Annotated in this window: 22 protein-coding genes and 1 riboswitch; of the genes, 15 read left to right on the forward strand and 7 right to left on the reverse strand. The window is 75.2% G+C overall.

The genetic code is table 11. The annotated features are described in order from the left end of the window. Nucleotides 1-14: 14 nt before the first annotated feature. On the reverse strand, nucleotides 15-599 hold the full coding sequence (locus ABEA04_RS09240) for a TetR/AcrR family transcriptional regulator (RefSeq protein WP_345457336.1): 585 nt from the start codon (nucleotides 597-599) through the stop codon (nucleotides 15-17). Nucleotides 600-648: 49 nt separating this feature from the next. Further along, on the reverse strand, nucleotides 649-1,338 hold the full coding sequence (locus tag ABEA04_RS09245; RefSeq protein WP_345457337.1) for a GntR family transcriptional regulator: 690 nt from the start codon (nucleotides 1,336-1,338) through the stop codon (nucleotides 649-651). A gap of 25 nt (nucleotides 1,339-1,363) precedes the next feature. On the opposite strand from ABEA04_RS09245, the gene ABEA04_RS09250 reads away from it, so the two are divergent. From ABEA04_RS09250 to ABEA04_RS09265, 4 genes are all read left to right on the forward strand, one after another. Then, nucleotides 1,364-4,231 carry an FAD-binding and (Fe-S)-binding domain-containing protein gene (locus ABEA04_RS09250; protein ID WP_425577014.1) on the forward strand — a complete coding sequence of 956 codons (2,868 nt, stop codon included), beginning with the start codon at nucleotides 1,364-1,366 and terminating at the stop codon, nucleotides 4,229-4,231. A gap of 78 nt (nucleotides 4,232-4,309) precedes the next feature. Further along, the gene (locus ABEA04_RS09255; protein WP_345457345.1) at nucleotides 4,310-6,571 is read left to right on the forward strand and encodes a SpoIIE family protein phosphatase; all 2,262 of its coding nucleotides are present in this window, start codon (nucleotides 4,310-4,312) and stop codon (nucleotides 6,569-6,571) included. Nucleotides 6,572-6,691: 120 nt separating this feature from the next. Further along, nucleotides 6,692-7,249, forward strand: a complete 558-nt coding sequence (locus tag ABEA04_RS09260; protein ID WP_345457348.1) for a SigE family RNA polymerase sigma factor — start codon at nucleotides 6,692-6,694, stop codon at nucleotides 7,247-7,249. Continuing rightward, on the forward strand, nucleotides 7,246-8,016 hold the full coding sequence (locus ABEA04_RS09265) for a hypothetical protein (RefSeq protein WP_345457351.1): 771 nt from the start codon (nucleotides 7,246-7,248) through the stop codon (nucleotides 8,014-8,016). Before ABEA04_RS09260 ends, ABEA04_RS09265 begins: the two co-directional genes overlap by 4 nt. Here ABEA04_RS09265 and ABEA04_RS09270 read toward each other — a convergent pair. Next, on the reverse strand, nucleotides 7,979-8,782 hold the full coding sequence (locus ABEA04_RS09270) for a putative protein N(5)-glutamine methyltransferase (RefSeq protein ID WP_345457354.1): 804 nt from the start codon (nucleotides 8,780-8,782) through the stop codon (nucleotides 7,979-7,981). The genes ABEA04_RS09265 and ABEA04_RS09270 overlap by 38 nt on opposite strands. Nucleotides 8,783-8,841: 59 nt before the next feature. Between ABEA04_RS09270 and ABEA04_RS09275 the strand changes: the two genes are divergently transcribed. After that, complete coding sequence (locus ABEA04_RS09275; RefSeq protein WP_345457357.1) at nucleotides 8,842-9,948, forward strand: MBL fold metallo-hydrolase; 1,107 nt, start codon at nucleotides 8,842-8,844, stop codon at nucleotides 9,946-9,948. Here the strand turns inward: ABEA04_RS09275 and ABEA04_RS09280 are convergent. The 3 genes from ABEA04_RS09280 to ABEA04_RS09290 form a co-directional block, all read right to left on the reverse strand. Further along, complete coding sequence (locus tag ABEA04_RS09280; RefSeq protein ID WP_345457360.1) at nucleotides 9,933-10,406, reverse strand: GNAT family N-acetyltransferase; 474 nt, start codon at nucleotides 10,404-10,406, stop codon at nucleotides 9,933-9,935. The genes ABEA04_RS09275 and ABEA04_RS09280 overlap by 16 nt on opposite strands. Before the next feature lie 251 nt (nucleotides 10,407-10,657). After that, nucleotides 10,658-11,263 carry a hypothetical protein gene (locus ABEA04_RS09285; RefSeq protein WP_345457363.1) on the reverse strand — a complete coding sequence of 202 codons (606 nt, stop codon included), beginning with the start codon at nucleotides 11,261-11,263 and terminating at the stop codon, nucleotides 10,658-10,660. Beyond that, nucleotides 11,260-11,610 (reverse strand): hypothetical protein, encoded by a 351-nt coding sequence (locus ABEA04_RS09290; RefSeq protein ID WP_345457366.1) that lies wholly within the window; start codon nucleotides 11,608-11,610, stop codon nucleotides 11,260-11,262. The genes ABEA04_RS09285 and ABEA04_RS09290 overlap by 4 nt, the downstream gene beginning before the upstream one ends. 549 nt (nucleotides 11,611-12,159) lie before the next feature. Beyond that, nucleotides 12,160-12,267: riboswitch (TPP riboswitch) on the forward strand. Here ABEA04_RS09290 and ABEA04_RS09295 point away from each other — a divergent pair. From ABEA04_RS09295 to ABEA04_RS09330, 8 genes are all read left to right on the forward strand, one after another. Continuing rightward, complete coding sequence (locus ABEA04_RS09295; protein WP_345457369.1) at nucleotides 12,257-13,339, forward strand: thiamine ABC transporter substrate-binding protein; 1,083 nt, start codon at nucleotides 12,257-12,259, stop codon at nucleotides 13,337-13,339. It overlaps the preceding riboswitch by 11 nt. A gap of 36 nt (nucleotides 13,340-13,375) precedes the next feature. Further along, on the forward strand, nucleotides 13,376-15,019 hold the full coding sequence (locus ABEA04_RS09300; protein WP_345457372.1) for an ABC transporter permease: 1,644 nt from the start codon (nucleotides 13,376-13,378) through the stop codon (nucleotides 15,017-15,019). Beyond that, nucleotides 15,013-16,029, forward strand: coding sequence for an ABC transporter ATP-binding protein (locus ABEA04_RS09305; protein WP_345457374.1), 1,017 nt, complete (start codon nucleotides 15,013-15,015; stop codon nucleotides 16,027-16,029). Before ABEA04_RS09300 ends, ABEA04_RS09305 begins: the two co-directional genes overlap by 7 nt. A 27-nt stretch (nucleotides 16,030-16,056) precedes the next feature. Continuing rightward, nucleotides 16,057-17,166, forward strand: coding sequence for a phosphatase PAP2 family protein (locus ABEA04_RS09310; protein ID WP_345457377.1), 1,110 nt, complete (start codon nucleotides 16,057-16,059; stop codon nucleotides 17,164-17,166). A gap of 31 nt (nucleotides 17,167-17,197) precedes the next feature. Beyond that, the gene (locus ABEA04_RS09315; protein ID WP_345457380.1) at nucleotides 17,198-18,640 is read left to right on the forward strand and encodes a C40 family peptidase; all 1,443 of its coding nucleotides are present in this window, start codon (nucleotides 17,198-17,200) and stop codon (nucleotides 18,638-18,640) included. Nucleotides 18,641-18,705: 65 nt separating this feature from the next. Then, the gene (locus ABEA04_RS09320) at nucleotides 18,706-20,778 is read left to right on the forward strand and encodes an acyl-CoA dehydrogenase family protein (protein ID WP_345457382.1); all 2,073 of its coding nucleotides are present in this window, start codon (nucleotides 18,706-18,708) and stop codon (nucleotides 20,776-20,778) included. Then, the gene (locus ABEA04_RS09325; protein ID WP_345457385.1) at nucleotides 20,775-21,314 is read left to right on the forward strand and encodes a hypothetical protein; all 540 of its coding nucleotides are present in this window, start codon (nucleotides 20,775-20,777) and stop codon (nucleotides 21,312-21,314) included. Before ABEA04_RS09320 ends, ABEA04_RS09325 begins: the two co-directional genes overlap by 4 nt. Before the next feature lie 5 nt (nucleotides 21,315-21,319). After that, nucleotides 21,320-21,970 carry a class I SAM-dependent methyltransferase gene (locus ABEA04_RS09330; protein WP_345458273.1) on the forward strand — a complete coding sequence of 217 codons (651 nt, stop codon included), beginning with the start codon at nucleotides 21,320-21,322 and terminating at the stop codon, nucleotides 21,968-21,970. A 318-nt stretch (nucleotides 21,971-22,288) separates the two neighbouring features. Here the strand turns inward: ABEA04_RS09330 and ABEA04_RS09335 are convergent, their stop codons facing one another. After that, nucleotides 22,289-22,816, reverse strand: a complete 528-nt coding sequence (locus ABEA04_RS09335) for an inorganic diphosphatase (RefSeq protein WP_345458275.1) — start codon at nucleotides 22,814-22,816, stop codon at nucleotides 22,289-22,291. A gap of 86 nt (nucleotides 22,817-22,902) precedes the next feature. Here ABEA04_RS09335 and dacB point away from each other — a divergent pair, with 86 nt between their 5' ends. Then, the gene (dacB, locus tag ABEA04_RS09340) at nucleotides 22,903-24,348 is read left to right on the forward strand and encodes a D-alanyl-D-alanine carboxypeptidase/D-alanyl-D-alanine endopeptidase (RefSeq protein WP_345457388.1); all 1,446 of its coding nucleotides are present in this window, start codon (nucleotides 22,903-22,905) and stop codon (nucleotides 24,346-24,348) included. 475 nt (nucleotides 24,349-24,823) lie between these two features. Next, nucleotides 24,824-25,870 carry a zinc-dependent metalloprotease gene (locus ABEA04_RS09345; RefSeq protein ID WP_345457391.1) on the forward strand — a complete coding sequence of 349 codons (1,047 nt, stop codon included), beginning with the start codon at nucleotides 24,824-24,826 and terminating at the stop codon, nucleotides 25,868-25,870. Nucleotide 25,871: the final 1 nt, after the last annotated feature.

Here is a 25,871-nt window from a genome sequence, read left to right on the forward strand (position 1 = left end):
CGGGCGGTGCGGGCTCAGGCGCCGAGGAGGGAGCGGGCGATGAGCAGGGTCTCGTCGAAGTGGTGGCTGAACTCGCGCTCGCGCGGGTCGGCGAGGTAGCCGTCGAGGGAGGCGTCGAAGAGCGCCGCGAGCAGCGAGATGGCGACCTTGGCGCGGCCCGCGCCGAAGGCGACGCCCTCGCGGGCCACGATCTGCTCGACCACGACGGCGCAGAGCTCTTCGTACCGCTGGTGCACGGTGCTGATCAGCCGGGGGTTGGCCAGCAGGATGCGCCGGCTGCGGGCGAGCTCGTCGCGGTCGGCGAACTTGGCCTCGATGAAGGGCGCGAGCAGGGCGCGGAGGTCGGCGACGAGGTCGCCGTGCGGGCCGCCGTCGCGGAAGCGGGCGACGTCGGCCTCGTCGAGGGGACGCCACTCGCCGAGGACGGCGTCGACCTTGCCGGAGAAGTAGTTGAACAGGGTGCGCCGCGAGACGCCGGCGGCCTCGGCGAGGTCGTCCATCGTGAAGCCGTCGAGCCCGCGGTCGTCGGCGAGGGCCTGGGCGCACGAGCTGATGCGGCGCGAGGTGTCGCCGCGACTCTTCGTTGCACTCTGACTCACGTAGTGCATAGTGCACTCCATCCGGGTGGAGTGCAATTCGACGACGGCGTCAGTCCTCGGCCGGGCGCAGGCGACGCACGAGCAACGCGCCCGTGTGCTCGAGGTGGGCGCGCATCGCGGCCTCGGCGGCGACCGGGTCGGCGTCGCCGACGGCGGTGACGATGGGCGCGTGCTCGGCGTGGATCTCGCGCAGCGAGCGGCCGGTCGCGGTCGTCGGCGGGCCGAGCAGCGCCGTGGTCGAGCGCAGCTGCTCGACGATGGCGGCCGCCCGGCCGTTGCCCGCGGCCAGCAGCAGGGCCCGGTGCAGCGCGCGGTCGGCGTCCCAGAAGGCGGGCTCGTCGCCGGCGCGGGCGGCGTCGTCCATCGTGCGCAGGCAGGTCACGGCGTCGGGGCAGCCGGCGCGGGCCGCCCGCCCCGCCGCCGGTGGCTCGAGCGCGAGCCGCACCTCGAAGATCTCCTCGACGTCGCGGGCGCGGGGGAGCACGACGCGGAAGCCGCGGTTGCGCTCGATCTCGACCAGCCCCGCCTCGGCCAGGCGCAGCATCGCCTCGCGCACCGGACTCCGCGAGACGTCGAGGTCGTCGGCGAGGCGGTAGACCGAGTAGGTGTGCGCCGGGTCGAGCGCGCCCGACGCGATGCCGTCGCGCACCGCCCGCGCGACGCCGTCCGCCAGCGACCCCGCGTCGTCCGGGAGGCGCAGCGTCGGGGCGAGGTCGGCGCGCATGCGGCTGGACTGCACGAGTAACATGTTACCGGTGAGCGTGGTGGCGGAGACGACGGACGCGGCGCGGGCCCTGCGCGCGGCGGGGCTCGAGGTGCACGACGACGCGCTCAGCCGCGCCATGTACTCCTCCGACGCCTCGCTCTACCGGGTGCCGCCGCTGGCCGTCGTCCGGCCGCGCAGCGTCGAGGAGGTCGCGGCCACGCTGCGGGTCGCGCGCGAGACCGGGACGCCGCTCACCTCGCGCGGCGCCGGGACGTCGGTCGCGGGCAACGCCGTCGGCCGCGGCATCGTCGTCGACTTCTCCCGCCACCTCGGCCGCGTGCTGGACGTCGACCCCGAGGCCCGCACGGCCCGCGTCGAGCCGGGCACGGTGCACGCCGTCCTGCAGAGGGCGGCCGCGCCGCACGGCGTCCGCTTCGGGCCCGACCCGTCGACCCACCCGCGCTGCACCATCGGCGGGATGATCGGCAACAACGCCTGCGGCGCGCGGTCGCTGGCCTACGGCCGCACCGACGACAACGTCACCGGGCTGCGGCTGCTGCTCGCCGACGGCACCGAGGTCGTCACCGGGCGCGACGCCGAAGGCCGGCCCACGCAGTCGGGCGCCGACGCCGTCCTCGACGGCCCGCACGGCGTGCGCGCCGTCATGGGCCACCACCTCGGCACCGCCCGCACCGAGCTCGACCGCTTCGGCCGGCAGGTCAGCGGCTACGCCGCACAGCACCTGCTGCCCGAGCGCTTCGACCTCACCCGCGCCCTGGTCGGCTCCGAGGGCACGCTCGCCGTCGTCACCGAGGCCACCGTGCGGCTGGTCACCGACCCCGCCTGCCGCGTCGTCGTCGTGCTCGGCTTCGCCGACATCGTCGCCGCCGGCCACGCCGCCCCGGCCGTCGTCGCCCACGGCCCCACCTCGTGCGAGGGCCTCGACTCGCGGCTGGTCGACGTGCTGCGCGAGCGGCGCGGACCGGCCGCCGTCCCGCCGCTGCCCGACGGCGGCGCCTGGCTGTTCGTCGAGATCGCCGGCGACGACGCCGTCGAGGTGCTCGACCGTGCGCACGCCCTCGCCGGCGCCGGGCTCGGGGTCGACGCGCGGGTGGTCGACGACCCCGCCACCGCCGCCCGCCTGTGGCGCATCCGCGAGGACGGCGCCGGGCTGGCCGGGCGCTCGCCCGCCGACCTGCCCGCCTGGCCCGGCTGGGAGGACGCCGCCGTCCCGCCCGACCGGCTCGGCGACTACCTCGCCCGCTTCGACGAGCTGACGGCGTCCCACGGGCTCAGCTCGGCGCCCTACGGCCACTTCGGGGAGGGCTGCCTGCACGTGCGGCTCGACCTGCCGCTGCAGCACCGCGACGGCGCCGCCCGGCTGCGCGCCTTCCTCGTGGACGCCGCGCGCCTGGTCGCCGACTTCGGCGGGTCGCTCTCGGGGGAGCACGGCGACGGCCGCGCCCGCAGCGAGCTGCTGCCGCACCTGTACTCCGCCGACGCGCTCGCGATGTTCGCCGGCATCAAGCACGCCTTCGACCCCGACGGCCTGCTCAACCCCGGCGTGCTGGTCGACCCCGACCCGGTCGACGCCGACGTGCGCGTGGTCGGCGTCCCGCCGTTCCGCCGGCAGCTCGCGATGGCCTACCCGCACGACGACGGCGACCTCGCGCAGGCCGTGCACCGCTGCACCGGCGTCGGCAAGTGCCGCGCCGACCCTAGGCCGACGGGGGCTGCGGCGGGCGGTGTCATGTGCCCCTCCTACCTCGCCACCCGCGAGGAGAAGGACTCCACCCGCGGCCGCGCCCGCGTGCTGCAGGAGGTCGTGCGCGGCGAGCTGGCGTGGAGCGACCCCGCCGTCCACGACGCCCTCGACCTCTGCCTGTCGTGCAAGGGCTGCGCGTCGGACTGCCCCACCGGCATCGACCTCGCCACCTACAAGTCCGAGGCACTGCACCAGACCTACCGCCGTCGGCTGCGGCCGCGCTCGCACTACGCGCTCGGCCGGCTGCCGCTGTGGGCCCGGCTGGTCGGCCGGCTGCGGCTCGCCGGGCTGGTCAACCTGCTCATGGGCCTGCCATTGGTCGGGCGGCTGATGCTCGCCGCGGCCGGCGTCGACCGGCGGCGGAGCGTGCCGCGCTTCGCCCGGCGACCGTTCCGCGCGACGTTCGACCCTTCGGGCCCGGGCCCTGAGCCTGTCGAAGGGCGACGGCCCGTCGTGCTGTTCGTCGACTCCTTCAGCGACGCCTTCGACCCCGAGGTCGCCGCCGCCACGGTGCGGGTGCTGCGCGCGGCCGGCTGGGAGCCCTTCCTGCCCGAGCGGGACGGCGACGGCGCCGTGTGCTGCGGCCTCACCTGGATCACCACCGGTCAGCTCGACGCCGCGAAGCGGATCCTGCGCCGCACAGTGCGCACGCTGGCCCCGGCCGCGCGCGACGGCGTCCCGATCGTCGGCATCGAGCCGTCGTGCACCGCCGTGCTGCGCTCCGACGTGCACGAGCTGGTGCCCGGCCCGGACGCCGACCTCGTGTCCCGCTCGGTGCGCACCCTGGCCGAGCTGCTCGCGCAGACGCCGGGCTGGCGGCCGCCCGACCTGAGCGGCGTCGAGCTGGTGGCGCAGCCGCACTGCCACCACCACGCCGTCCTCGGCTGGCAGGCCGACGCCGACCTGCTGGCCACCGCCGGCGCCACGGTCACCCGGCTGTCGGGATGCTGCGGGCTGGCCGGCAACTTCGGCGTCGAGGTCGGCCACCACGAGGTCTCCGTCGCCGTCGCCGAGCAGCAGCTGCTGCCGGCGGTCGACGCCGCGCCCGAGGCCGTCGTCCTCGCCGACGGGTTCTCGTGCCGCACCCAGCTCGCCGACCTGCGTGGCCGGCCGAGCCGCCACCTCGCCCAGCTGCTGGACGCCGCCGACCCCCAGGGGTGAGTCCGCGCGGTTCGCCCACGCCGATGGTCTGGACCGGGATACCGTGATCGCCTCCCGAAGTGAAGTGAGGACGACCCCGTGACCAGGCCGCCGGCCGCCGAGCACACCCCGGCCTACGACGTCGCCACGCTGACGACCTGCGACACCGAGCCGATCCACGTGCCCGGCGCGATCCAGCCGCACGGCGTCCTGCTCGCCCTCGACGACGACCTGCGGCTCGTCACCTGCTCGGCGAACTGCGGGCCGATGCTCGGGACGGCGGCCGACGAGGCCCTCGGCCGCACCCTCGCCGAGGTGGCCGGCGACGACGTCGCGACCGCGGTCGGACGACGGGTCGAGGACGGCTACCCGGGCGACCCGCTCACGCTGACGCCGCGCGGGCTCACCGGCGCCGCGCTCGACGGCCGCGAGGTCGACGTCCGGGTGCACCGCTCGGACGCGCGCATCGTCGTCGAGCTCGAGGAGCAGGTGCGCAGCGAGGGCACCGAGGTCGGCTACGCCTCGGCGCGCACCGCCATGTCGCGCCTGGCCCGGTCGGCCACGCTGGAGGACCTCACCTACCTGCTCGCCCGCGAGGTGCGCGAGCTGACCGCCTTCGACCGGGTGATGGTCTACCGCTTCGACGAGCAGTGGAACGGCGTCGTCGTCGGCGAGGCGATGCGCGACGACCTCAACTCCTGGCTCGGGCTGCACTACCCCGCCAGCGACATCCCCGCCCAGGCGCGGCGGCTCTACGCGCTCAACCCGATCCGGCTCATCGTCGACGTCGCCTACGAGCCGGTGCCGCTGCACCCGCTGTTCGACCCCGGCACCGAGCGGCCGCTCGACATGTCGCACGCCGGGCTGCGCAGCGTCTCGCCCATCCACCTCGAGTACCTCACCAACATGGGCGTCAACGCCTCGATGTCGATCTCGATCGTCATCGACGACGTGCTGTGGGGGCTCATCGCCTGCCACCACTACTCCGGGCCCCACCGGCCGAGCCACGAGGCCCGCGCGGCGTCGGAGTTCGTCACGCAGGTCGCCTCGCACCTCATCGCCTCGCGCGCCCGGGCCGACGCCCGCGACGCCGCCGTCATCACCCAGGCCGCGGTGGCCGCGATGTGCGGGCGCATCGCCGCAGCGCCCGGCGACCCGCTCGACGCGCTGGTGGCCGATCCCGCGATCCTCGCCGTCGTCGGCGCCTCCGGGCTGGCGCTCAACTTCGACGGCAGCGTGCGCACCCTCGGCGAGGTGCCCGACGAGCGCCTGCTGCCCGCGATCGCCGCCGCCACCGACGACCCCGAGATGTACGCCACCAGCACCGCCTACCTCTCCCGCGACGACGCCCGCTTCAGCGAGGTCGCCGACGTCGCGTCCGGCGTCCTGCGCATCGGCTCGCAGCCCGACCGGTGGCTGATGTGGTTCCGCCCCGAGCAGCGGCGGGTCGTCAACTGGGGCGGCGACCCCCGCAACAAGCTGCTCGCCGCCACCGAGGGAGCCGCCGTGCGGCTGAGCCCGCGGCGCTCCTTCGAGAAGTGGCAGGAGATCACCGAGGGCCAGAGCCAGCCGTGGCGGCCCTGGGAGCTCGACGCCGCCGACGAGCTCGGCCGGCAGATGAACGCGCTGCTGCTGCTGCGCTCACGCGAGCAGATCGCGATGGCGGAGTCGATGCAGCGGCAGGTCGTGCTCGACCGCGCCCCGGTCTACGCCGACGTCGAGGTGGTCGCGCGCTACCGGCCGGCGTCGACCTACCAGCTCGGCGGCGACTGGTGGGACGCCTTCGAGCTGCCCGGACGCCGCATGGCCGTCGTCGTCGGCGACGTCGCGGGCCACGGCGTCACCGCGGCCTCGGCCATGACCCAGCTGCGCACCGCCCTGCGCGCCTACCTCCACGAGGGGCACACGCCCGCCGAGGCGCTCGACCTCCTCGACCGCCTCATGGACGGGCTGCTCGAGGTCGGCGTGGCCACCGCCGCGGTCGCCGTCATCGACATCGCGGCCGGCGCCGCCGAGATCGCCAGTGCCGGCCACCCGGCGCCGATGATGGTCGACACCGACGGCCACGCCTCGGGGGTCGAGGTCGCCCGCCGTCCGCTGCTCGGCGTCGGCGTCGGCGGAGCGCCCCTCACCCGCGTCGAGCTGCCGCCGGGAGCGATGCTGGTGCTCTACACCGACGGCCTCGTCGAGCGCCGCGGCGCCGACCTCGAGCTGCGCACCGCCCGGCTGCACGAGGTGGCCGCCCGCCGTCCCGAGGACGTCGACGCCGAGGCCTGGGCCGACCGGCTGATCGGCGCTTTCGAGTCCGACGACGACGACACCACCCTGCTGGCGGTCAGCCTGCGCGCCGGGCGGGTCTGAGGCGGGTCCGGGTCGGACGAGATCGGTCGGCCGACCGGGGCAACCCCGGACGGCGTCGCACCGGTCAGAGGGGTGACGGTGGCCGCAGGGTCGCCACGGCAACGAGGAGAGCCCCATCCGATGAGGACGTCCCAGCGCGACCAGGAGTTCAGCGAGTTCGTGAGCGCGCACCGCGCACGGCTCGTGGCGATGGCCCGGCTGCTGACCGCCGGCGACGAGGCCTGGGCCGAGGACTGCGTGCAGACGGCGTTGACCCGGCTCTACCTGGCCTGGCCCAAGGCGCGGGTGGCCGAGAACCGGGTGGCCTACGCCCGGACGGCGGTCACGCGGGTCTTCGTCGACGAGACCCGGCGCGCCCACCGGCGCCGGGAGGTGACCGCCGGCCCCGACTGCCCGCCCGACGGACCCCGGCGCGCCGGGGCGCCCGACGGGGCCGAGACGGCCGACCTGCGGCACGACGTCCTCGCCGCGCTGGCGGGGCTCGCGCCCCGGCAGCGGGCGGTGGTCGTGCTGCGGCACTGGCTCGACCTCGACGTCGCCGAGACCGCCCGCCAGCTCGACTGCAGCGAGGGCACCGTCAAGTCCCAGAACGCCAAGGCGCTCGCGCACCTGCGCGACGCCCTCGGCGACCACGTCGTCCCGGCCCAGGCCGCGACCGCCCACGAGGAGACCCGATGACCGACCTGCCCGAGATGCTCGAACGCGGCGCCACCCCGCCGTCCGACCCCGGGGCCACGACGCCCGCCGACGACGTCCGGCGGGGGCGCGTCGCGCTGCGCCGCCAGCGGCGCCTGCGGGCTGCTGCCGGCATCGCCGGCGTGGCCGCCGTGGCCGTCCTCGGGGTGACGGTCGGCCAGACCGTCGACCTCGGCGGGGACGGCGAGGGCACCGGCACCGACCCGGGCCCGGCCGCACCCGGGGTGGCGGCGTCCGAGACGCCGGCGCCCACCAGGGCGCCGTCCGTGCCGCCCACCGTGGTGCCGACCGACGCGCCGACCGTCGACCTCAACGGCGACCCGGCGGACCCGGAGCCGTCCGGGCCGCGGCGCTACGAGGCACGCACGGTCGACGGCCGCGTCGTGGTCGGGCCGTACTCCTACGCCGAGACCCCGCGCGGCTGGGAGGTGCAGGGCGGCACCCAGTTCGGCGTGACGATCGCCGAGGTGGGCGACCCCGACACGAGCCCCGACTCGTTCCTGGGCAAGCTGGTCATCACCTTCGACACCCTCGGCCTCGGCGGGGGACGGACCGTGACGTTCGAGGGTCGCGACTACAAGGTCCGCGGCGACTCCGAGCACACGACCGTCTCGACGCCGACGCGTCCGAGCGAGCCGGAGGGCGTCGTGCGCATCCAGTTCCCCGACGCGGGGTTCTCGCAGGAGGAGATGGTGCGGTTCCTCTCGCAGGTCACCGTCGGCGAGGGCGCCGACGCGGTGTCGGGCTGATCGCCGCGACCCCGGTCGCGTCGTAGCGCGGCTCCTCGACGGGCTCGGCCGCCAGGCCGGCGTCCTCGAGGAGCGCGCAGAGCGTCGGGATCTGCACCGGCGCGGCCTCGGTGACCAGGAGGCCGCCCGGGGCGAGCCAATCGGACGCCGCCGCGGCGACCCGGCGGTGCACGTCGAGGCCGTCGGAGCCGCCGTCCAGAGAGAGGTGGTGCTCGTGGTCGCGCGCCTCGGCCGGCATGGTGACCAGCTCGTCGTGCGGCACGTAGGGCGCGTTGAGCACCACCACGTCGATGCGGCCGCGCAGGTCGGCCGGCAGCGCGTCGAACAGGTCGCCCTCGTGGACGCGCTCGGCCGGCAGGTTGCGGCGGGCGCAGGCCACGGCGGCCGGGTCGAGGTCGGCGGCGTGGACGACGACGTCCGGTCGCCGTGCGGCGAGCGCGGCGCCGAGCGCCCCGCTGCCGCAGCACAGGTCGAGCACCGTCGCCCCCTCGGGAGCCGCGCTCTCGGCCAGGTCGACCAGCAGCGTCGAGCGTCGCCGCGGCACGAAGACCCCGTCGTCCACCGCGAAGCGGTGACCGTCGAGCTCGGCCCAGCCCAGCACGTGCTCCAGGGGCCGGCCGGCGGCGCGGGCGACGACCAGCCGCTCCAGCTCGGCGTCCGGGTCGGGTGCCCCGGCCGCGGCCTCGCGCAGCAGGGCAGCCTCGTCCTCGGCGTAGACGCAGCCCGCCGCGCGCAGCCGGGCCACCAGGCCGTCGTCCTCGCTCACGGGGCCAGTCTGGCCGGGGCGGGCCCGGGACGGCGCGGCGACGCCGTACCGTCGGGCGGGTGGCTCCCGACGTCCCGGCCCCCGACCCGGGCACCTCGACGGCGCACGCGGTCTCGCCCGACTCCGGCGAGCACTGGTCGGCCGAGGGGGCGTGGCCGGTGGCGCCGGGGGTGCACCGCATCCCGCTGCCGCTGCCGATGGACGGGCTGAAGGCGGTCAACGTCTACGCGGTCGAGGACGGCGACGGGCTGACGCTGGTCGACGGCGGGTGGGCCATCCCGGTGGCGCGCGAGCGGCTCGAGCGCGGCCTGGCCGCGATGGGCGCCGGGCTCGGCGACGTCCGCCGGTTCCTGGTCACGCACGTGCACCGCGACCACTTCACGCTGGCGACCGTGCTGGGGCGCGAGCTCGGCGTCGACGTCGCGCTCGGCCTGCCCGAGAAGCCGGCGATCGACCTGCTGAACGACCCGGAGCGGTTCGCCCAGAACCCGTTCGCGGCGCTGCTGCGGGCCGCCGGGGCGCCCGACGTGGCCGAGCAGTGGGCCGCGAACGCGCCCGAGCCCGACCCGGAGGTGTGGCGGCGCCCGACCAGCTGGATCGACGGCGACCGGTCGATCGCGCTCGACGGGCGGGTGCTCGACGCCGTCCACACGCCCGGGCACACCGCGGGGCACTACGTCTTCGCCGACCGGGCCGAGGGGCTGCTGTTCGGCGGCGACCACGTGCTGCCGACCATCACGCCGTCGATCGGGTTCGTGCTGCCGCCGCCGCTCGACCCGCTCGGCGACTTCCTCGGCTCGCTCGGCCGGGTGCTCGAGCTGCCCAACCTGCGGCTGCTGCCCGCCCACGGGCCGGTCGCGGCGTCGTCCCACGACCGGGCGCGGGCGCTGCTCGCCCACCACGACGAGCGGCTGCGGCAGTGCCTCGACCTCGTGCCGGCCGGTGGGTCGGGCTCGGTGTCGGGCGCGGTGTCGGGCTCGGTGTCGGCCGCGGACGTCGCGCGCGGGCTCGGCTGGACCCGGCACCTGCGCGCCTACGACGAGCTCGACCCGTTCAACCGCGGCATGGCGGTGATGGAGACCCGGGCGCACCTCGACCTGCTGGTCTCGCGGGGCGACCTGGTGACCGAGGTGGTCTCGGGCGTGGCGCTCTACCGGTCGGCGTAGCGGCGCATCGGCAGGTGGGGGATGCCGTCCTCGAGGAACTCGGGGCCGGTCACCTCGAACCCGTGCGTGCCGTACCAGCCGGCCAGCGGCGCCTGCGCGTCGAGGACGACGTCCCGCCCCGCGCACGCCTCGAGCGCGACCCGCATGACGACGTCGGCCAGCCCCCTTCCCCGGGCGTCCTTCGCCAGCGCCACGCGCCCGATGCGCCCCAGCGGGCTGTTGCCGCCGTCGTCCTCGAGCACCCGCGCGCACCCCAGCAGCCGCCCGCCCGGCTGGTCGAGCAGCAGCACGTGCAGCGTCGTCGGCTCGACGTCGCGCCCGTCGAGGTCGGGGTAGGGACAGTCCTGCTCGACCACGAAGACGTCCTGCCGCAACCGCGCCAGGTCGTGCACCTGCACCGGCGTCAGCTCGGCGAACGGCAGCACCAGACAAGGCGCCTCGGCCCCGGGATCGGTCACGGGGACAGTGTGGCTGGTCGGTCGGCCCGGGGGAGCGGTGAGTCAGTTACCGAATCGTGCGGCGGAACGGTCACCAGGTCACCGCTGTGGTGGGTCGGGTCGGGGGAGCGGTGAGTGGGTTACCGAATCGGGCGGCGGAACGGTCACCAGGTCACCGCTGTGGTGGGTCGGGTCGGGGGAGCGGTGAGTGGGTTACTGAATCGCGCGGCGGAACGGTCACCGGGTCACCGCCGGTCGGCGTCCGCAGGCGGTCAGCTGGCGCGGATGCGGGTGTGTCGCGGGCCGACGGCCGCGGCGACCGAGCCGAACAGCGACCGCCACCGGTCACCGAACTCGGGAGCCGGTCCGTCGTAGCCGAGCTCGACCATCCGGTCGTGGATCTCCTCCACCGCGCGCTTCGGGATCCGCGCCTTCTCCCGCGTGACCTGCACGTACTCGAGACCGGCCCGGCGCACGTCGGCGTAGCGGTCGATGTCGATCGCGTACTGATCGCGGTCCTCCTGGTGGTGCGCCCCCTCGTACTCGACGAGCAGCCGCAACGCGCGGTAGAGCAGGTCGCCCTGGACGACGAGCCCTGGCCCGACGGCCAGGTTCACGTTGACCTCCGGCGCGGGGAGGCCGGCGAAGACCAACATCGCCCGGACCTCGCTCTCCGGCAACGAACGCGACCGGCCGTCGAGGTGCTCGAGCAGCCAGATCGCCTCGTCGGCGCCCGCGCGCCACTGCTGCGCCAGGGCGAGATCGCGCAGCTCGGCCAGGGACATGGAGCGCTCGTGGAGGAGCCAGTCACCGACCTTGATGGCGTCGATCACCCGGGCGAGCGCGCAGTAGGCGATGAACGCGGCTGCCGGGGTCACGCCGCGGTCGTCGGTGGGCGGCATCCGCTCGGTGCGGTGCAGGAAGATCCCGTCGAGGTCGAGGTGATGGTCGCGGCGACGACGAAGCGGAGGGGTCGACGTGGTCCGAAGTCGAGGCCCTCGAGCTGCAGCCGGGTGATGCCGGTGGTGCGGGCGTCCTGCGGCAGCGCGAGCCGGGCGGCCACCACGTGGTCGGCCTCCGACATCTTGTGCTCGGCGCACCGCCACACGCGTGGATGGATGCGTCGGAAGCGTGTGCCCATCAGCATCCGCGCACTGACGCCGGCGGCGCGGGCCTCGGCGTGGGTGAATGGCCTGCCGCGAAGCGGCTCGGGGATCTCGTTCATGCCGCGATCCGACGTGATCGCGGGCCTCGGCGGGGCGCGTGGTGGCCGAGCTGTGGAGAACTCGGACGCGGACGCCGCCTGTGGACGACTTATGGCCATCCTGGCGCGCCGCGCCCCGGCCCGGCGGTGCGTGGGCTACCGAATCGGACGTCGGATCGGTAACCAGGTCACCGCTGCCCCGGGCCGCCCCCGCTTGGCGGTGCGTGGGTTACCGAATCGGACGTCGGATCGGTAACCAGGTCACCGCTGCCCCGGGCCGCCCTCGCCCGGCGGTGCGTGGGTTACCGAATCGGACGTCGGATCGGTAACCAGGTCACCGCCGCCCAGACGCGCCCTCGCCCGGCGGTGCGTGGGTTACTGAATCGGACGTCGGAACGGTAACCAGGTCACCGCCGCCCAGACCCGCCCCCGCCCGGCGGTGCGTGGGCTACCGAATCGGACGTCGGAACGGTAACCAGGTCACCGCCGCCCCGGGCCGCCCGACGAGACCCACCGCCAGCACCGCCCCACCCACCACCGACGCAACCCGCACCACCCGTACAGTGGCCACCGAACAGACAGGGGAGCACGGCAGCGTGCTGAGAGTGCGGGCGGACCCGCAGACCCTCCGAACCTGATCCGGTTAGGACCGGCGAAGGGAGTCATCGTGAGAGACCTCCGCGTTCCCAAGGTGGCGGCGGCCGCCGTCCTCGTGCTGGCGGCGACGTCGTGCTCGCTCATCGGCAGCGACGAGAGCAGCGACGCCGGCCGCGACGGCAGCGGTGAGACCACCGCCGAGGACACCACCGTCATCCTGCTGACCCACAGCGACTTCAGCCTGCCGAAGAAGGTGATCCGCGGCTTCGAGCAGGAGTCCGGCTACAGCCTCGAGGTGCGGCCGAGCGACGGCGTCGGCACGCTGGTGAACCTGGTCACCGACGAGGCGGGCAAGCCCTCGGGCGACGCCGTCTTCGGCGTCGACAACACCTTCGCCTCCCGCGTCGAGGACGCCGGCGCGCTGAGCCCGTACGACGGCGACCTCCCGCCCGGCGCCGAGACCTTCGCCCTGCCCGGCGACGACGGCCAGCGCCTCGTCCCGGTCGACACCGGCAACGTGTGCGTCAACGTCGACGACACCTGGTTCGCCGAGAACGACCTCGCCCCGCCGCAGACCCTCGACGACCTCGCCGACCCCGCCTACGAGGGCCTGTTCGTCACCTCGAGCGCGGCGACCAGCAGCCCCGGCCTCGCCTTCCTGCTCACCACGATCGCGGCCTACGGCGACGACTGGCCCGACTACTGGCAGCGCCTGCTCGACAACGACGTCGAGATCGCGCCGAGCTGGTCGGAGGCCTACTACGGCGGCTTCACCCAGGGCGAGGGCGACCGCCCGATCGTGCTGTCCTACGACTCCAGCCCCGCCTTCACCGTCGACGAGAAGTCCGAGACCTCGAGCACCAGCGCCCTGCTCGACACCTGCTACCGCCAGGTCGAGTACGCCGGCGTCCTCGAGGGCACCGAGAACCCCGTGGGCGCCCGCGAGCTGGTGAGCTACCTGCTCGGCGAGCAGGTGCAGTCCGCGCTGCCCGAGAGCATGTACGTCTTCCCGGTCGTGGACGGCGTCGACCTGCCGCCCGACTGGTCGCGCTTCGCGCAGCAGCCCTCCGAGCCGTACGCCGTCGACCCGGCCGAGATCGAGGCCAACCGCGAGGACTGGCTGGTCGAGTGGAACGACCTCGTCAGCCGCTAGCCCGTGAGCACCCCGTGAGCACCCGGTGAGCCCCCGATGAGGCGCACGCTCTCCCTGGTCGCCCTCGCGGCGGCGCCGGTCGTCGTCCTCACGCTGTTCTTCCTGCTGCCGGTCGGCGGGATGCTGGCGCGGGGGCTGTGGCCCGACGGCGCGGACGGCGGCTTCGACCCCGGCGCCGCGCTCGAGGTCCTCGCCCGGCCCCGCACCGGCCGCGTCGTCTGGTTCACCGTGTGGACGTCGTCCGCGGCGACGGCCGTCGCCGTCCTGCTGGGCCTGCCCGCGGCCTACGCCCTGCACCGGCTGCGCTGGCGCGGCCGGGCCGCCGTCCGCGCGGCGCTGCTGGTGCCGTTCGTGCTGCCCACGGTCGTGGTCGGCGTCGCGTTCCGGCAGCTGCTGCGCGAGGGCGGCCCGCTCGGGTTCCTCGGCCTCGACCAGACCCCGGCCGCGATCGTCATGGGCCTGGTCTTCTTCAACGTCTCGGTCGTGGTGCGCACCGTCGGCGCGGCGTGGGAGGGCCTCGACCGGCGTCCGGCCGAGGCGGCCGCCGCCCTCGGGGCGAGCCCGGCCACCGTCTTCCGCACCGTCACGCTGCCGGCGCTGCGGCCGGCTGTCGCGTCGGCGGCCGGCGTGGTGTTCCTGTTCTGCGCGACGGCGTTCGGCGTCGTCCTCACCCTCGGCGGGGTGCGCTACGCCTCGGTCGAGACCGAGATCTACCTGCTCACCACGGTGCTCTACGACCAGGCGGGCGCCGCCGCCCTCTCGATCGTGCAGCTGCTCGCCGTCGTCGCCCTGCTGGTGGTCACCGGCCGGCTGCGCCGCGTCGCCGACGCCACCGTGCAGCGGGTCACCGCGCGTCCGCAGCGCCCCCGCCGCGCCGACGCGCCCCAGCTGGCGCTGACCGGCCTGCTCGTCGTCGCCCTGGCCACGCCGATCGCGGCGCTCGTCGTCCGCTCGCTGCGCGACGACGGCCGCTGGAGCCTGGCCAACTACACCGCGCTGCAGACCCGCGGCGACGACGGGCTGCTCGTCGTCCCGGCGACCACCGCGCTGCGCAACTCGCTGCAGACCGCCGTCGACGCCACCTGGATCGCGCTGCTGCTCGGGCTGCTCGTCGCCGTGGTGCTCACCGGCCGCTCTCGCTCGCGCGCCGAGCGCCGCACCCGCGCCGTCCTCGACGGCTTCTTCATGTTGCCGCTCGGCGTCTCGGCGGTCACGCTCGGCTTCGGCCTGCTCGTCACCCTCGGCCGCGAGCCGCTCGACCTGCGCACCTGGCCGCTCCTGGTGCCGCTGGCGCAGGCGCTCGTCGCGCTGCCGCTGGTGGTGCGCACCCTGGTGCCGGTGCTGGCCGGCATCGACGACCGCCAGCGCCAGGCCGCCGCCTCCCTCGGCGCCGGCCCGCTCCGCACGGCGCTCACCGTCGACGTCCCGGTGGTCGCGCGGCCGCTGCTCGCCTCGGCCGGGTTCGCCTTCGCGGTCTCGCTCGGCGAGTTCGGCGCCACCTCGTTCCTGAGCCGTGCCGACCACCCGACGCTGCCGGTGGTCGTCGTCCGGCTGCTCGGCCGGCCGGGGGAGCAGAACTACGGGATGGCGCTCGCCGCCGCCGTCGTGCTCGCCGCCACCACCGCGCTGGTCGTGCTCGCCGTCGAGCGGCTGCGCGTGCCGGCGCTGGGGGCGTGGTAGCCGTGCTGCGCCTCGACGACGTCACCGTCGCCTACGACGGCGTCCCGGCCGTGGCCGGAGCGACTCTCGACGTGCCCGACGGCAGCGTCGTCGCCGTCCTCGGGCCCTCGGGCTGCGGCAAGTCGACGCTGCTGCGGGCCGTCGCCGGGCTCGAGCCGCCCACCCACGGCACCATCGCCTGGGACGACGCCGACCTCGCCGGCGTGCCCACCCACAAGCGCGGCTTCGCCCTGATGTTCCAGGAGGGGCAGCTGTTCAGCCACCTCACGGTCGCGCGCAACGTCGGCTACGCGCTGCGGCTGCGCCGCACGTCGCGGGCGGACGTCGCCGCGCGGGTCGGCGAGCTGCTCGCCCTGGTCGGCCTCGAGGGCTACGACGACCGGCTGCCCGCGACGCTCTCCGGTGGCGAGCGGCAGCGGGTCGCGCTGGCGCGCTCGCTGGCCGCGCGGCCCCGGCTGCTGCTGCTCGACGAGCCGCTCTCGGCGCTCGACGCCGGCCTGCGCGAGCGGCTGGCCGGCGAGCTGCACGCCATCCTGCGCGAGGCCGGCACCACCAGCATCGTGGTCACCCACGACCAGGAGGAGGCGTTCGCGCTGGCCGACCGGCTGGTGGTGATGCGCGAGGGCCGCATCGTGCAGCAGGGCCCGATCGAGGAGGTCTGGGCGGCGCCCGCCGACGCCGACACCGCGCTGTTCCTCGGCTACGCCCGGGTGCTCGAGGGGGACGCCGCCGACGTCGTCCTCGACGCCGCGGGCCTCACGCTCGCCCCGGCGGTCGCCCTGCGCCGCTCGGCGCTCACCGTCGCCGCCGACGGCCCGCTCGCCGGCCGGCTGGTCTCGGCCCGCGCCACCCCCGAGGTCACCCGGCTCGTCGTCGACGTGGACGGTGTCGGCGAGGTCGACGCCGTCGCGTCGTCCGGCCTGCCCGCGGGCCCGGGGGAGCGGGTCGGCCTGGCCGTCGACCCCGGCCGCCTGGCGCGACTGCCGCGGACGCAGCACGTCGCCGGGTGAACGACGGGCGACCCTAGAATGACGCGCGTGTCAGCCGCCGGGTACCGCCGCGCCTACGTGACCCTCGTCGGGGTCGCCGCGGTGATGGGCGTGCTGGCGTTCGTGGTCTCCCAGCGCTACGACCGTCCGCTGCTCGACCCCGAGGGTGCGTTCCTCGGCCCGTCGTGGCTGCGGCTGCCGCTGCTGCTGCTCATCACGGCCACGCTCGACGTCGTGCCGCGGATGCTCTGGTACTCGCGCCTGCGGCCCGCGGTGATGCTGCCGGTGGTGCGCGACCGGCTGCGCACGCACTGGACGAGGCGCCGCGTCACGCTGGTCGTGCTCGGCATCGTGTGCTTCTACGTGACCTACGTCAGCTACCGCAACCTGAAGTCGGCGCTGCCGTTCGTGCGCTCCTTCGACAACCCCGACGACATGTTCGACCGTGAGCTGAACACGGTCGACAAGATGCTGTTCTTCGGCGGTCGGCCCGGCCCGGTGCTGCACGACGTCCTCGGCACCAACGTCGTGGCGCACGTGCTGTCGTGGATCTACCTGCTGTTCGTGCCGCTGGTGCCGCTGGCGGTCATGGCGTGGATCGTCTGGTCGCGCCGCATCTCCTACGGCTACTGGTTCGCCACCTCGCAGTGCCTGGCGTGGTCGATCGGGACGGCGTCCTACTACGCCCTGCCGACGCTCGGCCCGGCCTTCCACTACGCGCCGGGCTACACCGACCTCGCGCACACGCCCACCACCGACCTGATCCGCTCGCTCGACCGCTCGCGCGACCTGCTGCTCTACGGCGGCTACGACGGCTCCGGCGTCGAGGGCATCGTGAACTCGGTCGCCGGGTTCGCCAGCCTGCACTGCGGCATCACGCTGCTGTGGGCGCTGATGGTGCAGTTCACGCTGCGCAGCACCGCCCTCAAGCGCATCTTCTGGGTCAACTTCGGCCTCACGGTCGTCGCGACCATCTACTTCGGCTGGCACTACCTGGCCGACGACGTCGCCGGGATCATGATCGCGTTCGTCTCCTTCTACCTCGGCGGCCTCGCCACCGGGCAGCGGTTCGACCGGCGCCACAAGAACCGTCCCGAACCGGACGTCGAGAATGACACCGATGTAGTTCGTCAAGTCGACACGCCGCTCGCCTTGTGAAAGTTTGTGACTTCTGTTTCTAATGTGACCCGTGAGGCTCCCCCGGGTCGCGACTGCGGCATGTTCACTGGTCCTGCTGGCCGCGGCGCTCGGCGCCCCGACCGCTCCGGCCGCCGCTGACGACGACCCCACGCGTCCGCCCGTCCCGACGCGTGAGCAGGTGCAGCAGGCCGAGGCCGCCACCGAGCAGGGACGGCGCGACGTGGCCGCCGTGCAGGCCGACCTCGAGGCGGCCACCGACCGGCTCGAGGCGTCGGACGTGAAGGCCGCGCAGGCCGCCGAGGCCTTCAACGGCGCCCGCTACGCCGCCGGTCTCGCCCGGGACGACGCCCGTGCGGCCGCCCGCGAGGAGCGCGCGGCCGAGGCCGAGGTCGCCCGGGTCAAGGAGCAGTTCGCCCGCACCGTGCTGGCCACCTACGGCACCGACCCCGAGCTCTCGGCCCTCTCGGCCACCATCGAGGCCGGCGGCATGGACGACCTGCTGACCGGGCTGTCGACGGCGCGCCTCGGCTCCGAACTGCTCGCCGGCGACCACCTGCTGCTCACCGACGCCCTGCAGGACGCCGAGGACGCCCGCGCCGAGAGCGACGCCGCGCTCGCCCGCGCCGTCTCGGCCCAGGACGAGGCCCGCGACGCCCGCGACGACGCCGAGGCCGCCGCGGCCGACGCCGCCGACGAGGCGCAGGCGGTCGCCGTCCGCAGGGACCAGCTGCTCGACGAGCTGGCCCGGCTGCAGGGCGTCAGCGTCGACCTCGCCACCCGCCGTCAGGCCGCGATCGAGCGCCGCGAGGCCCGGCGCGCCGCCGCCGAGGCCGCCGCCCGCCAAGCCGCCGCCGAGCAGGCCGCCCAGGAGGCAGCCGCCCAGGAGGCAGCCGAGCAGGAGGCCGCCGAGCAGGCCGCGGCCGAGCAGGCCGCCGCGGAGCAGGAGGCCGCCGAGGAGGAGGCCGGGACGCCGCCCGCCACCGACCCCGAGCCGGCCCCCGAGCCGGCCCCCACGCCCGACCCCGCGCCGTCCACCGACCCGGAGCCCGCGCCCGACCCGGAGCCCGCGCCCGACCCGGAGCCGGCGCCCGACCCCGAGCCGGCCCCCGACCCGGCCCCCGCCCCGAGCGGCGGCGCCCAGGCCGCGATCGCGTTCGCCCGCGCCCAGCTCGGCGACCCCTACGTGTGGGCCGCGGCCGGCCCCGACGCCTGGGACTGCTCCGGCCTCACCATGGGCGCCTGGGCCGCCGGCGGGACGTCCCTGCCGCACTACTCGGTGGCGCAGTACGAGCAGTCGACGCCGATCGGCGCGGGCGACCTGCAGCCCGGCGACCTCGTCTTCTGGGGCTCCTCGAGCAGCCCCTCGTCGATCTACCACGTGGCGCTCTACGTCGGCGACGGCATGATCATCCACGCCCCGCGCACCGGTCGCCCGGTGAGCGAGGAGTCGCTCTACTACTGGATCCCGCCGACGTTCTACGCCCGGCCCTAGCGCCGGGGCCGTGGGTCCGCGTTTCAGGTGAACCCGGGGCCCGTCCAGCTCGCTAGCTTGGTCCGATGGCGACCGACGTCCCCGTCCGCACCGACGAGCCCACCGACGAGCCCAGCGACGAGCCGACCCGCGCGTCCCGGCCCGAGCACGGCCACCGCGACGACCGGGGCCGTGCGCAGGCCCAGGTCGACGTCGCCGCGCTGAGGGCGGTGCTCGACGGCCGCTACGCCGAGGTGCGCGACCGGGTGCGCGACCAGCTGACCGAGCACGCCGGCGTCCTCGAGGAGGCCGAGACGCTCGGCACGACCGAGTACCGCGACCGGGTGCGCGACCTCGTCGTCGAGATGGCGGGCACCGGGCAGGCCGGTCTCGGCTTCCCCACCGAGCACGGCGGCGCCGCCGACATCGGCGCCTCGCTCGCCGCCTTCGAGACCCTCGCGTTCGGCGACCTCTCGGTGCTGGTCAAGGTGGGCGTGCAGTTCGGGCTGTTCGGCGGCGCCGTCCTGCAGCTCGGCACGCAGCGCCACCACGACCGCTACCTCTCCGACATCGTCAGCGGACGCCTCCTGGGCTGCTTCGCGATGACCGAGACCGGGCACGGCTCGAACGTCCAGGCGCTCGGCACCGTCGCCACCTACGACCCCGCGGCCGGCGAGTTCGTCATCACCTCCACCCGCCCCGACGCGTGGAAGGACTACATCGGAAACGCCGCCGCCCACGGCGAGATCGCCGTCGTCTTCGCCCGCCTCGTCGTCGGTGGCGACGACCGCGGCGTCCACGCCCTGCTCGTGCCGATCCGCGTCGACGGCGAGCCCGCGCCCGGCGTCACCATCGAGGACGACGGCCCCAAGATGGGCCTCAACGGCGTCGACAACGGCCGGCTGTGGTTCGACGAGGTGCGGGTGCCGCGCGAGGCGCTGCTCGACCGGTTCGCACAGGTGACCGCCGAGGGTGACTACGTCAGCGACATCGAGAACCCCGACCGCCGCTTCTTCACCATGCTCGGCACCCTCGTGCAGGGCCGCGCCTGCGTCGGCGGCGCCGGGCTCAGCGCCGCCAAGGTCGCCATCACCATCGCGGTCAAGTACGCGCTGCGCCGCCGCCAGTTCGAGGCGACGTCGAAGGACCGCGAGGACCTGCTGCTCGACTACGGCCTGCACCAGCGCCGGCTGCTGCCGCTGCTGGCCCGCACCTACGCGCTGCACTGCGCGCAGTCGGTGCTGGTCGACGAGGTGCACGCGGTCTTCTCCACCGACGGCACCGCCCCCGCCGACGCGGACGCCGACGCCGGCGCCGACGACGAGCTGCGGCGCCGCGAGCTCGAGTCCCGCGCCGCCGGCACCAAGGCCCTCGCCACCTGGCACGCCACCCGCACCATCCAGGAGGCCCGCGAGGCCTGCGGCGGCGCGGGCTACCTCGCCGTCAACCGGTTCGCCGCCCTCAAGGCCGACACCGACGTCTTCACCACCTTCGAGGGCGACAACCACGTGCTGCTGCAGCTGGTCGCCAAGGGCCTGCTGACGGCGTACTCCAGCGACTTCGAGGACCTCGACCAGTTCGGCATGGTCAAGTTCGTCGCCGGCCTGGCCGTCGAGACCGTGATGGAGCGCACCGCCGTCCACAAGGTGATCGAGCGGCTGCGCGACGTGCTGCCCGGCGGCGACGACAGCGACCCCGAGTCCGGGCTGCTCGACACCGACTACCAGCTGGCGATGTACCGCTTCCGCGAGGAGCACACGCTCGGCGGCGTCGCCCGCCGCCTCAAGCGCGGCCTCGACCGCAGCATGGAGCCCGGCGAGGTGTTCTCGCGGGTGCAGGACCACGTCATCGCCGCAGCCCGCGCCCACGTCGAGCGGCTCGTGCTCGAGGCCTTCGCCGAGCAGGTGCGCTCGCAGCCGGACGGCGACCTGCGCGACGCCCTCGGCCTGCTGCTCGACCTGCACGCGCTCTCCGGCCTCGAGGCCGACCGCGCCTGGTTCATGGAGCACGGCCGGCTCAGCTCGCAGCGCAGCAAGGCGATCAGCCGCGAGGTCGGCCGGCTGTGCCGGCGGCTGCGGCCGCTGGCCGGCGACATGGTCGACGCCTTCGGGGTGCCCCACGCGCTGCTGCGCTCGCCCGACCTGGTCGGACCCGCGTGAGCCTGGCCGTCGTCCTGCCCGGACGGGCGTTCCCGGTGACGATGCCGCTGCTGCGCCTGGCCGTCGACGCCCTCGAGCGTCACGGCCACGAGGTGCGCGCGGTGAGCTGGACGCCGCCCGGCCCGCTGCCCGACGACCCCACCCCGTGGGTGGTCGGTCGGCTCGAGCAGGCGCTCGCGGACGGCGTCCCGGACGTGGTGGTGGGCAAGTCGCTCGGCACCCGGGCGGCCGGGCACGCCGCCGCGCGGGGCTGGCCGGCGGTGTGGCTGACCCCGCTGCTGCGTGACCCCGGCTGCCTCGCCGGCGTGCGCGACAACCCGGCGCCGCAGCTGGTGGTGGCCGGGCTCGCCGACCCGCTGCACGACCACGACGTCGTCGGCTCGCTCGGGTGCGACGTGCTCGAGCTCGAGGGCGCCGACCACGCGCTCAGCCGCACCGGCGACGCCGACCTGGGCGACGACGCCGCCCGCATCGAGGCCGCGCTCGACGGCTTCCTCGCGCGGCTGGGGCCGGGGCGGCTGGGGTCGTCGGCGTGAGGCTGATGCGGTGGGACGCCGACCCGCTGTGGGCGAGCGTCTACGACTGGACCGTCGAGCACCCGATCGCCGGCGGGATGGCGTGGCGGGTCGGGGTCCACAGCGACCTCGGGCTGCTCTACCGCGCGGCCGGCGAGACCGGGCTGCTCGAGGCCGGCTCGCGGGTGCTCGACGTGCCGTGCGGGGGAGGGGTGGCGCTGCGCGGCGTGTGGCCGGGGCAGGGCCTCGACTACGTCGCCACCGACATCTCGCCCGCGATGCTCGAGCGCACCCGGGCGCTGGCCGAGCGGCACGGCGTGGCCGACCAGGTCACCACGACGATCGCGGACGTCGGCGACCTGCCCTTCGACGACGGCTCCTTCGACCGCGTCGTCACCCTCACCGGCCTGCACTGCTTCCCCGACCCGGCCCGCGCCGTCGCCGAGCTCACCCGCGTGCTGCGCCCCGGCGGCGTCCTGCTCGGCAGCGCCCTGCTCAACGACACCGGCCTGCGCTTCGAGCCGATGCGCCGCGCCGGCCGCCTCGCCGGGCTCATGGGTCCCGGCTGCACCGGCCCCGAGCTCGTCACCTGGCTCGGCGATGGCGGCGTGGACGACGTCCGCCTCACCCGCTCCGGCGCCCTCGGCTACGTGCGGGGGACCAAGCGCGACGCGTGAGCAGTGTGGTTGTTGTGACCTGCGTGGCTGCCGGGGTGGTCAGGCATACCCGGTTCACCGGGTATCCCTGACGTTCTCGGGCAATGCAACGCCCGAGAAGCGGCGGTAGAAGCCGAGAAGGTTGCACCTGGACGGCGGAGCGGGGCCGGGCCAGGGCGGCGGTGCGTCAATGACCGAATCGCGGGGCGGAACGGTAACCAGCTCACCGCCACCCCGGGGCCGGGCCGAGCCGGGGCGGCGGTGCGTGAGCTACCGAATCGCGGGCCGGAACGGTCACCAGCTCACCGCCCGGCGGAGCTGAGCCGAGCCGGCACCGGCTCAGTGCTTGTCGAGGTTCTCCGGGCGCTCGGCCGCGTCCTCGGCGTCGCCCTGCTTGGCGCGCTCGAAGGAGGCGAGCACCTCCTGCTCGGCGTCGGAGCGGCCGACCCAGTCGGCGCCCTCGACGGACTTGCCGGGCTCGAGGTCCTTGTAGACCTCGAAGAAGTGCTGGATCTCGAGCCGGTCGAACTTCGGCACGTGGTTGATGTCGCGGATGTGCTCCTGCCGCGGGTCGGTCGCGGGCACGCAGAGTACCTTGTCGTCGCCGCCGGCCTCGTCGGTCATGCGGAACATGCCGATCGCGCGGCAGCGGATCAGGCACCCCGGGAACGTCGGGTGCTGCAGCAGCACCAGGGCGTCGAGCGGGTCGCCGTCGAGGCCGAGGGTGTTCTCGATGTACCCGTAGTCGGCCGGGTACTGCGTCGAGGTGAACAGCATGCGGTCGAGCCTCATGCGGCCCGACTCGTGGTCGACCTCGTACTTGTTGCGCTCCCCCTTGGGGATCTCCACCAGGACGTCGAACTCCAGCACGCGCCCAGTGTCGCGCACAATGGCCCCGATCGCGCAGCCGGCGCGGTCGTGATCTGGCACCCAGCGCAGGAGGCGGTCGACCGATGGCACGCAGCGGCTCGGCGACGCGCGCGACGCTGGTCCTCGTCCTGCTGCTCGCGCTCGTCGCGGGAGGCGTGGCGGTGGTGCGCTACGACCCGTTCGGCTGGCTGGACGGCGACGACGCCGCCGGTCCCGCCGACGACCCGGCCACCATCGAGGCGCCCGAGGGCGTCGACGCCCCCGAGGTCACGCCGCCCGGGCCGGTCGCGGCCCCCGCGACCCCACGCCCGGACGTCGACGCCGCCGCCGTCCGCGAGGCGGTCGCGCCCTACCTGGCCGACCGCAAGCTGGGCCGCCACGTGCTCGCCGAGGTGGCGCCGCTCGCCGGCGGGGAGCCGGTCTTCGTGCAGGGCCGCGACACCGCCATCCCGGCCTCGACGACGAAGGTCGTCACCTCCACGGCCGCGCTGCTCGCCCTCGGTCCCGACCACGTCTTCACCACCCAGGTGCGCGCGGCCGGCCGCGGCCGGGTGGTGCTGGTCGGCGGCGGCGACCCGTTCCTCGAGCGCGCCGACGTCGACGAGGCCGGCCTGGCCTGGCCCTACCCCGCCCGCGCCACCCTCGACGACCTCGCCGCCGACACGGCCGCCGCGTTGAAGGCCGACGGCATCGGCCGCGTGCGGCTCGACTTCGACGACACCCTCTTCACCGGCCCCGCCGAGAACCCGCGGTGGGAGCCGGGCTACATCACCACCGAGGAGGTCGCGCCCATCTCGGCGCTGTGGGTCGACGAGGGACGCGAGCGCACCGGGGCCGGTCGGGTCGCCGACCCCGCGGCCGAGGCGGCGGCGTCCTTCGCCGAGGCGCTGGTGGCGGCCGGCGTCCGCGTCGTCGGCACGCCGCGACGCCGGGCCGCCGGGGAGGGCCGCGTGCTGGCGTCGGTCGACAGCGCACCGCTGGCCGGCATCGTCGAGCGCATCCTCGACGTCAGCGACAACGAGGGCGCCGAGACGCTGCTGCGCCACGTCGGCCTGGCCGTCGAGGGCGACGGCTCCACCGAGGCCGGACGTCGCGGCGTCCGGTCGCTGCTCGCCGAGCAGGGCGTGCGCATGGGGCCGAGCGTCTTCTACGACGGCAGCGGCCTCTCGCGCCAGAACCGCGCCGACCCGTCGTTCCTCGTCGACGTGCTGCGCCTCGCCGCCTCCGACGACCAGCCCGACCTGCGCCCGGTCATCAGCGGGCTCCCCGTCGCCGGGTTCACCGGCTCGCTGGCCGACCGCATGGACCAGGGTCCCCGTGCCGGCCTCGGTCGCGTGCGCGCCAAGACCGGCACGTTGGGCAACGTCTCGTCGCTGGCCGGCCTGGCCACCGACCTCGACGGCAACGTGCTCGTCTTCGTGCTCATGGCCGACCGGGTGCGCGAGGCGAACGAGCTCGACGCGCGCGTCGCCCAGGACAGCGCCGCGGCCGCCCTGGGGGCGTGCCGCTGCTCGGGACGCCGTTCTTGACCGGCTCTTGAGACAACCTTGCGCTCGACCTGATCCCGCCTGGATGCACGCCGCCTAGCGTCTGTGGTGTCGCCGAGACCGGCACACCGCGCATCTGGGGGGAGCGTGGAGGCCGGTCGCCCGCGACGCACGACAGCACCAGGGGACAGCTCGACGGCCCCGCTCGGCGCGCAGGGGACGGCGCCTCGAGCGGGGCCGTCGGCGATTTCACGCCACGGTGCTCGCGTCCGGTGTCGAACTCGGTCCGTCGAGGCCAGGCCGACACCACGGACCCTGAGCTTGCCGAAGGGCCCTGCACGCGAACGTTCACGTCGACGGTGCCGGGGTCTCGACGACGGCCTCGCGCAGACGCTCGGCCTGCTCGACCACCGGGACTGCGCTGGTTGAGCAGCGAGGAACGAGCGTCGTCGAGACCGCCGGCCATGCATGCCCCCGCTCACCGGGGGCGTGCGCGGCGCCCGGGTAGGTTCGCGGCATGACGACCCCGGAGCGTTCGGCGCCCGAGATGATCGACTGGGAGCTCGCCGTCCGCATCGGCTCGAGGATCGCGGGTGACGGCCCGGCGGTCTCCCGGCAGGAGGCGCACGACGCCGTGGCCGAGCTGCGGGCGGGGGCCGAGGCGTCCACCGCGCACGTCCGCGAGTTCACTGGCCTCGAGGCGCCGGAGCACACCGCGCCGGTGCTGGTCGTCGACCGCGCCGGGTGGGTGCGGGCCAACTGCGAGGCGTTCCGGCACGTCGTCTCGCCGCTGGTGGCGCAGGTGGGGGAGAAGCGCGACCCCGGCCGGCTGGCGCTGGCCGTCGGCTCGCGCGTCACCGGCGCCGAGGTGGGCGGCCTGCTCGGCTTCCTCGGCACCAAGGTGCTCGGCCAGTTCGACCCCTTCCACGCCCCGCACGGCCGGCTCCTGCTGGTGGCCCCGAACGTCGTCCACGTCGAGCGCGAGCTCGACGTCGACCCGCACGACTTCCGCCTCTGGGTCTGCCTCCACGAGGAGACCCACCGGGTGCAGTTCACCGCCGTCCCCTGGATGCGCGAGCACCTGTTCTCGCAGGTCGAGGCGCTGGCCGGCACGCTCGGCGACGGCGGCCTCGACGACCTCACCCAGCGCCTCGGCCACGCGATCCGCAACCGGGGCGGCTCGGGCGGGTCGGTCGTCGAGCTGCTCAGCACGCCGGAGCAGCAGCAGATCCTCGACGGCGTCACCGGCATGATGTCGCTGCTCGAGGGCCACGCCGACGTCGTCATGGACGGCGTCGGCCCCAGCGTCATCGGCTCGGTCGCCCAGATCCGCCAGCGCTTCAACGAGCGCCGCAAGGGCGTCGGCGCCCTCGACCGGCTGCTGCGCCGGGTGCTCGGGCTCGACGCCAAGATGGCGCAGTACCGCGACGGCGCCCGCTTCGTGAACGCCGTCGTCGACAAGGTCGGCATGGCCGAGTTCAACGCCGTGTGGGAGCGCCCCGAGAACCTGCCCTCCAAGGCCGAGCTGAGCGACCCGGAGGCCTGGGTCACCCGCGTCCTGTGAC

The sequence above is a fragment of the Nocardioides marinquilinus genome (assembly GCF_039543705.1).
GTDB lineage: Bacteria > Actinomycetota > Actinomycetes > Propionibacteriales > Nocardioidaceae > Nocardioides > Nocardioides marinquilinus.

Excerpts from the sequence above, each read along its gene's own strand:
- ABEA04_RS09260 (WP_345457348.1), top strand. The coding sequence starts at position 6,692 with ATGAGGACGTCCCAGCGCGACCAGGAGTTCAGCGAGTTCGTGAGCGCG.
- ABEA04_RS09265 (WP_345457351.1), top strand. The coding sequence starts at position 7,246 with ATGACCGACCTGCCCGAGATGCTCGAACGCGGCGCCACCCCGCCGTCC.
- ABEA04_RS09290 (WP_345457366.1), bottom strand. The coding sequence starts at position 11,610 with ATGAACGAGATCCCCGAGCCGCTTCGCGGCAGGCCATTCACCCACGCC.
- ABEA04_RS09300 (WP_345457372.1), top strand. The coding sequence starts at position 13,376 with ATGAGGCGCACGCTCTCCCTGGTCGCCCTCGCGGCGGCGCCGGTCGTC.
- ABEA04_RS09320 (WP_345457382.1), top strand. The coding sequence starts at position 18,706 with ATGGCGACCGACGTCCCCGTCCGCACCGACGAGCCCACCGACGAGCCC.
- ABEA04_RS09330 (WP_345458273.1), top strand. The coding sequence starts at position 21,320 with ATGCGGTGGGACGCCGACCCGCTGTGGGCGAGCGTCTACGACTGGACC.
- dacB (WP_345457388.1), top strand. The coding sequence starts at position 22,903 with ATGGCACGCAGCGGCTCGGCGACGCGCGCGACGCTGGTCCTCGTCCTG.
- ABEA04_RS09345 (WP_345457391.1), top strand. The coding sequence starts at position 24,824 with ATGACGACCCCGGAGCGTTCGGCGCCCGAGATGATCGACTGGGAGCTC.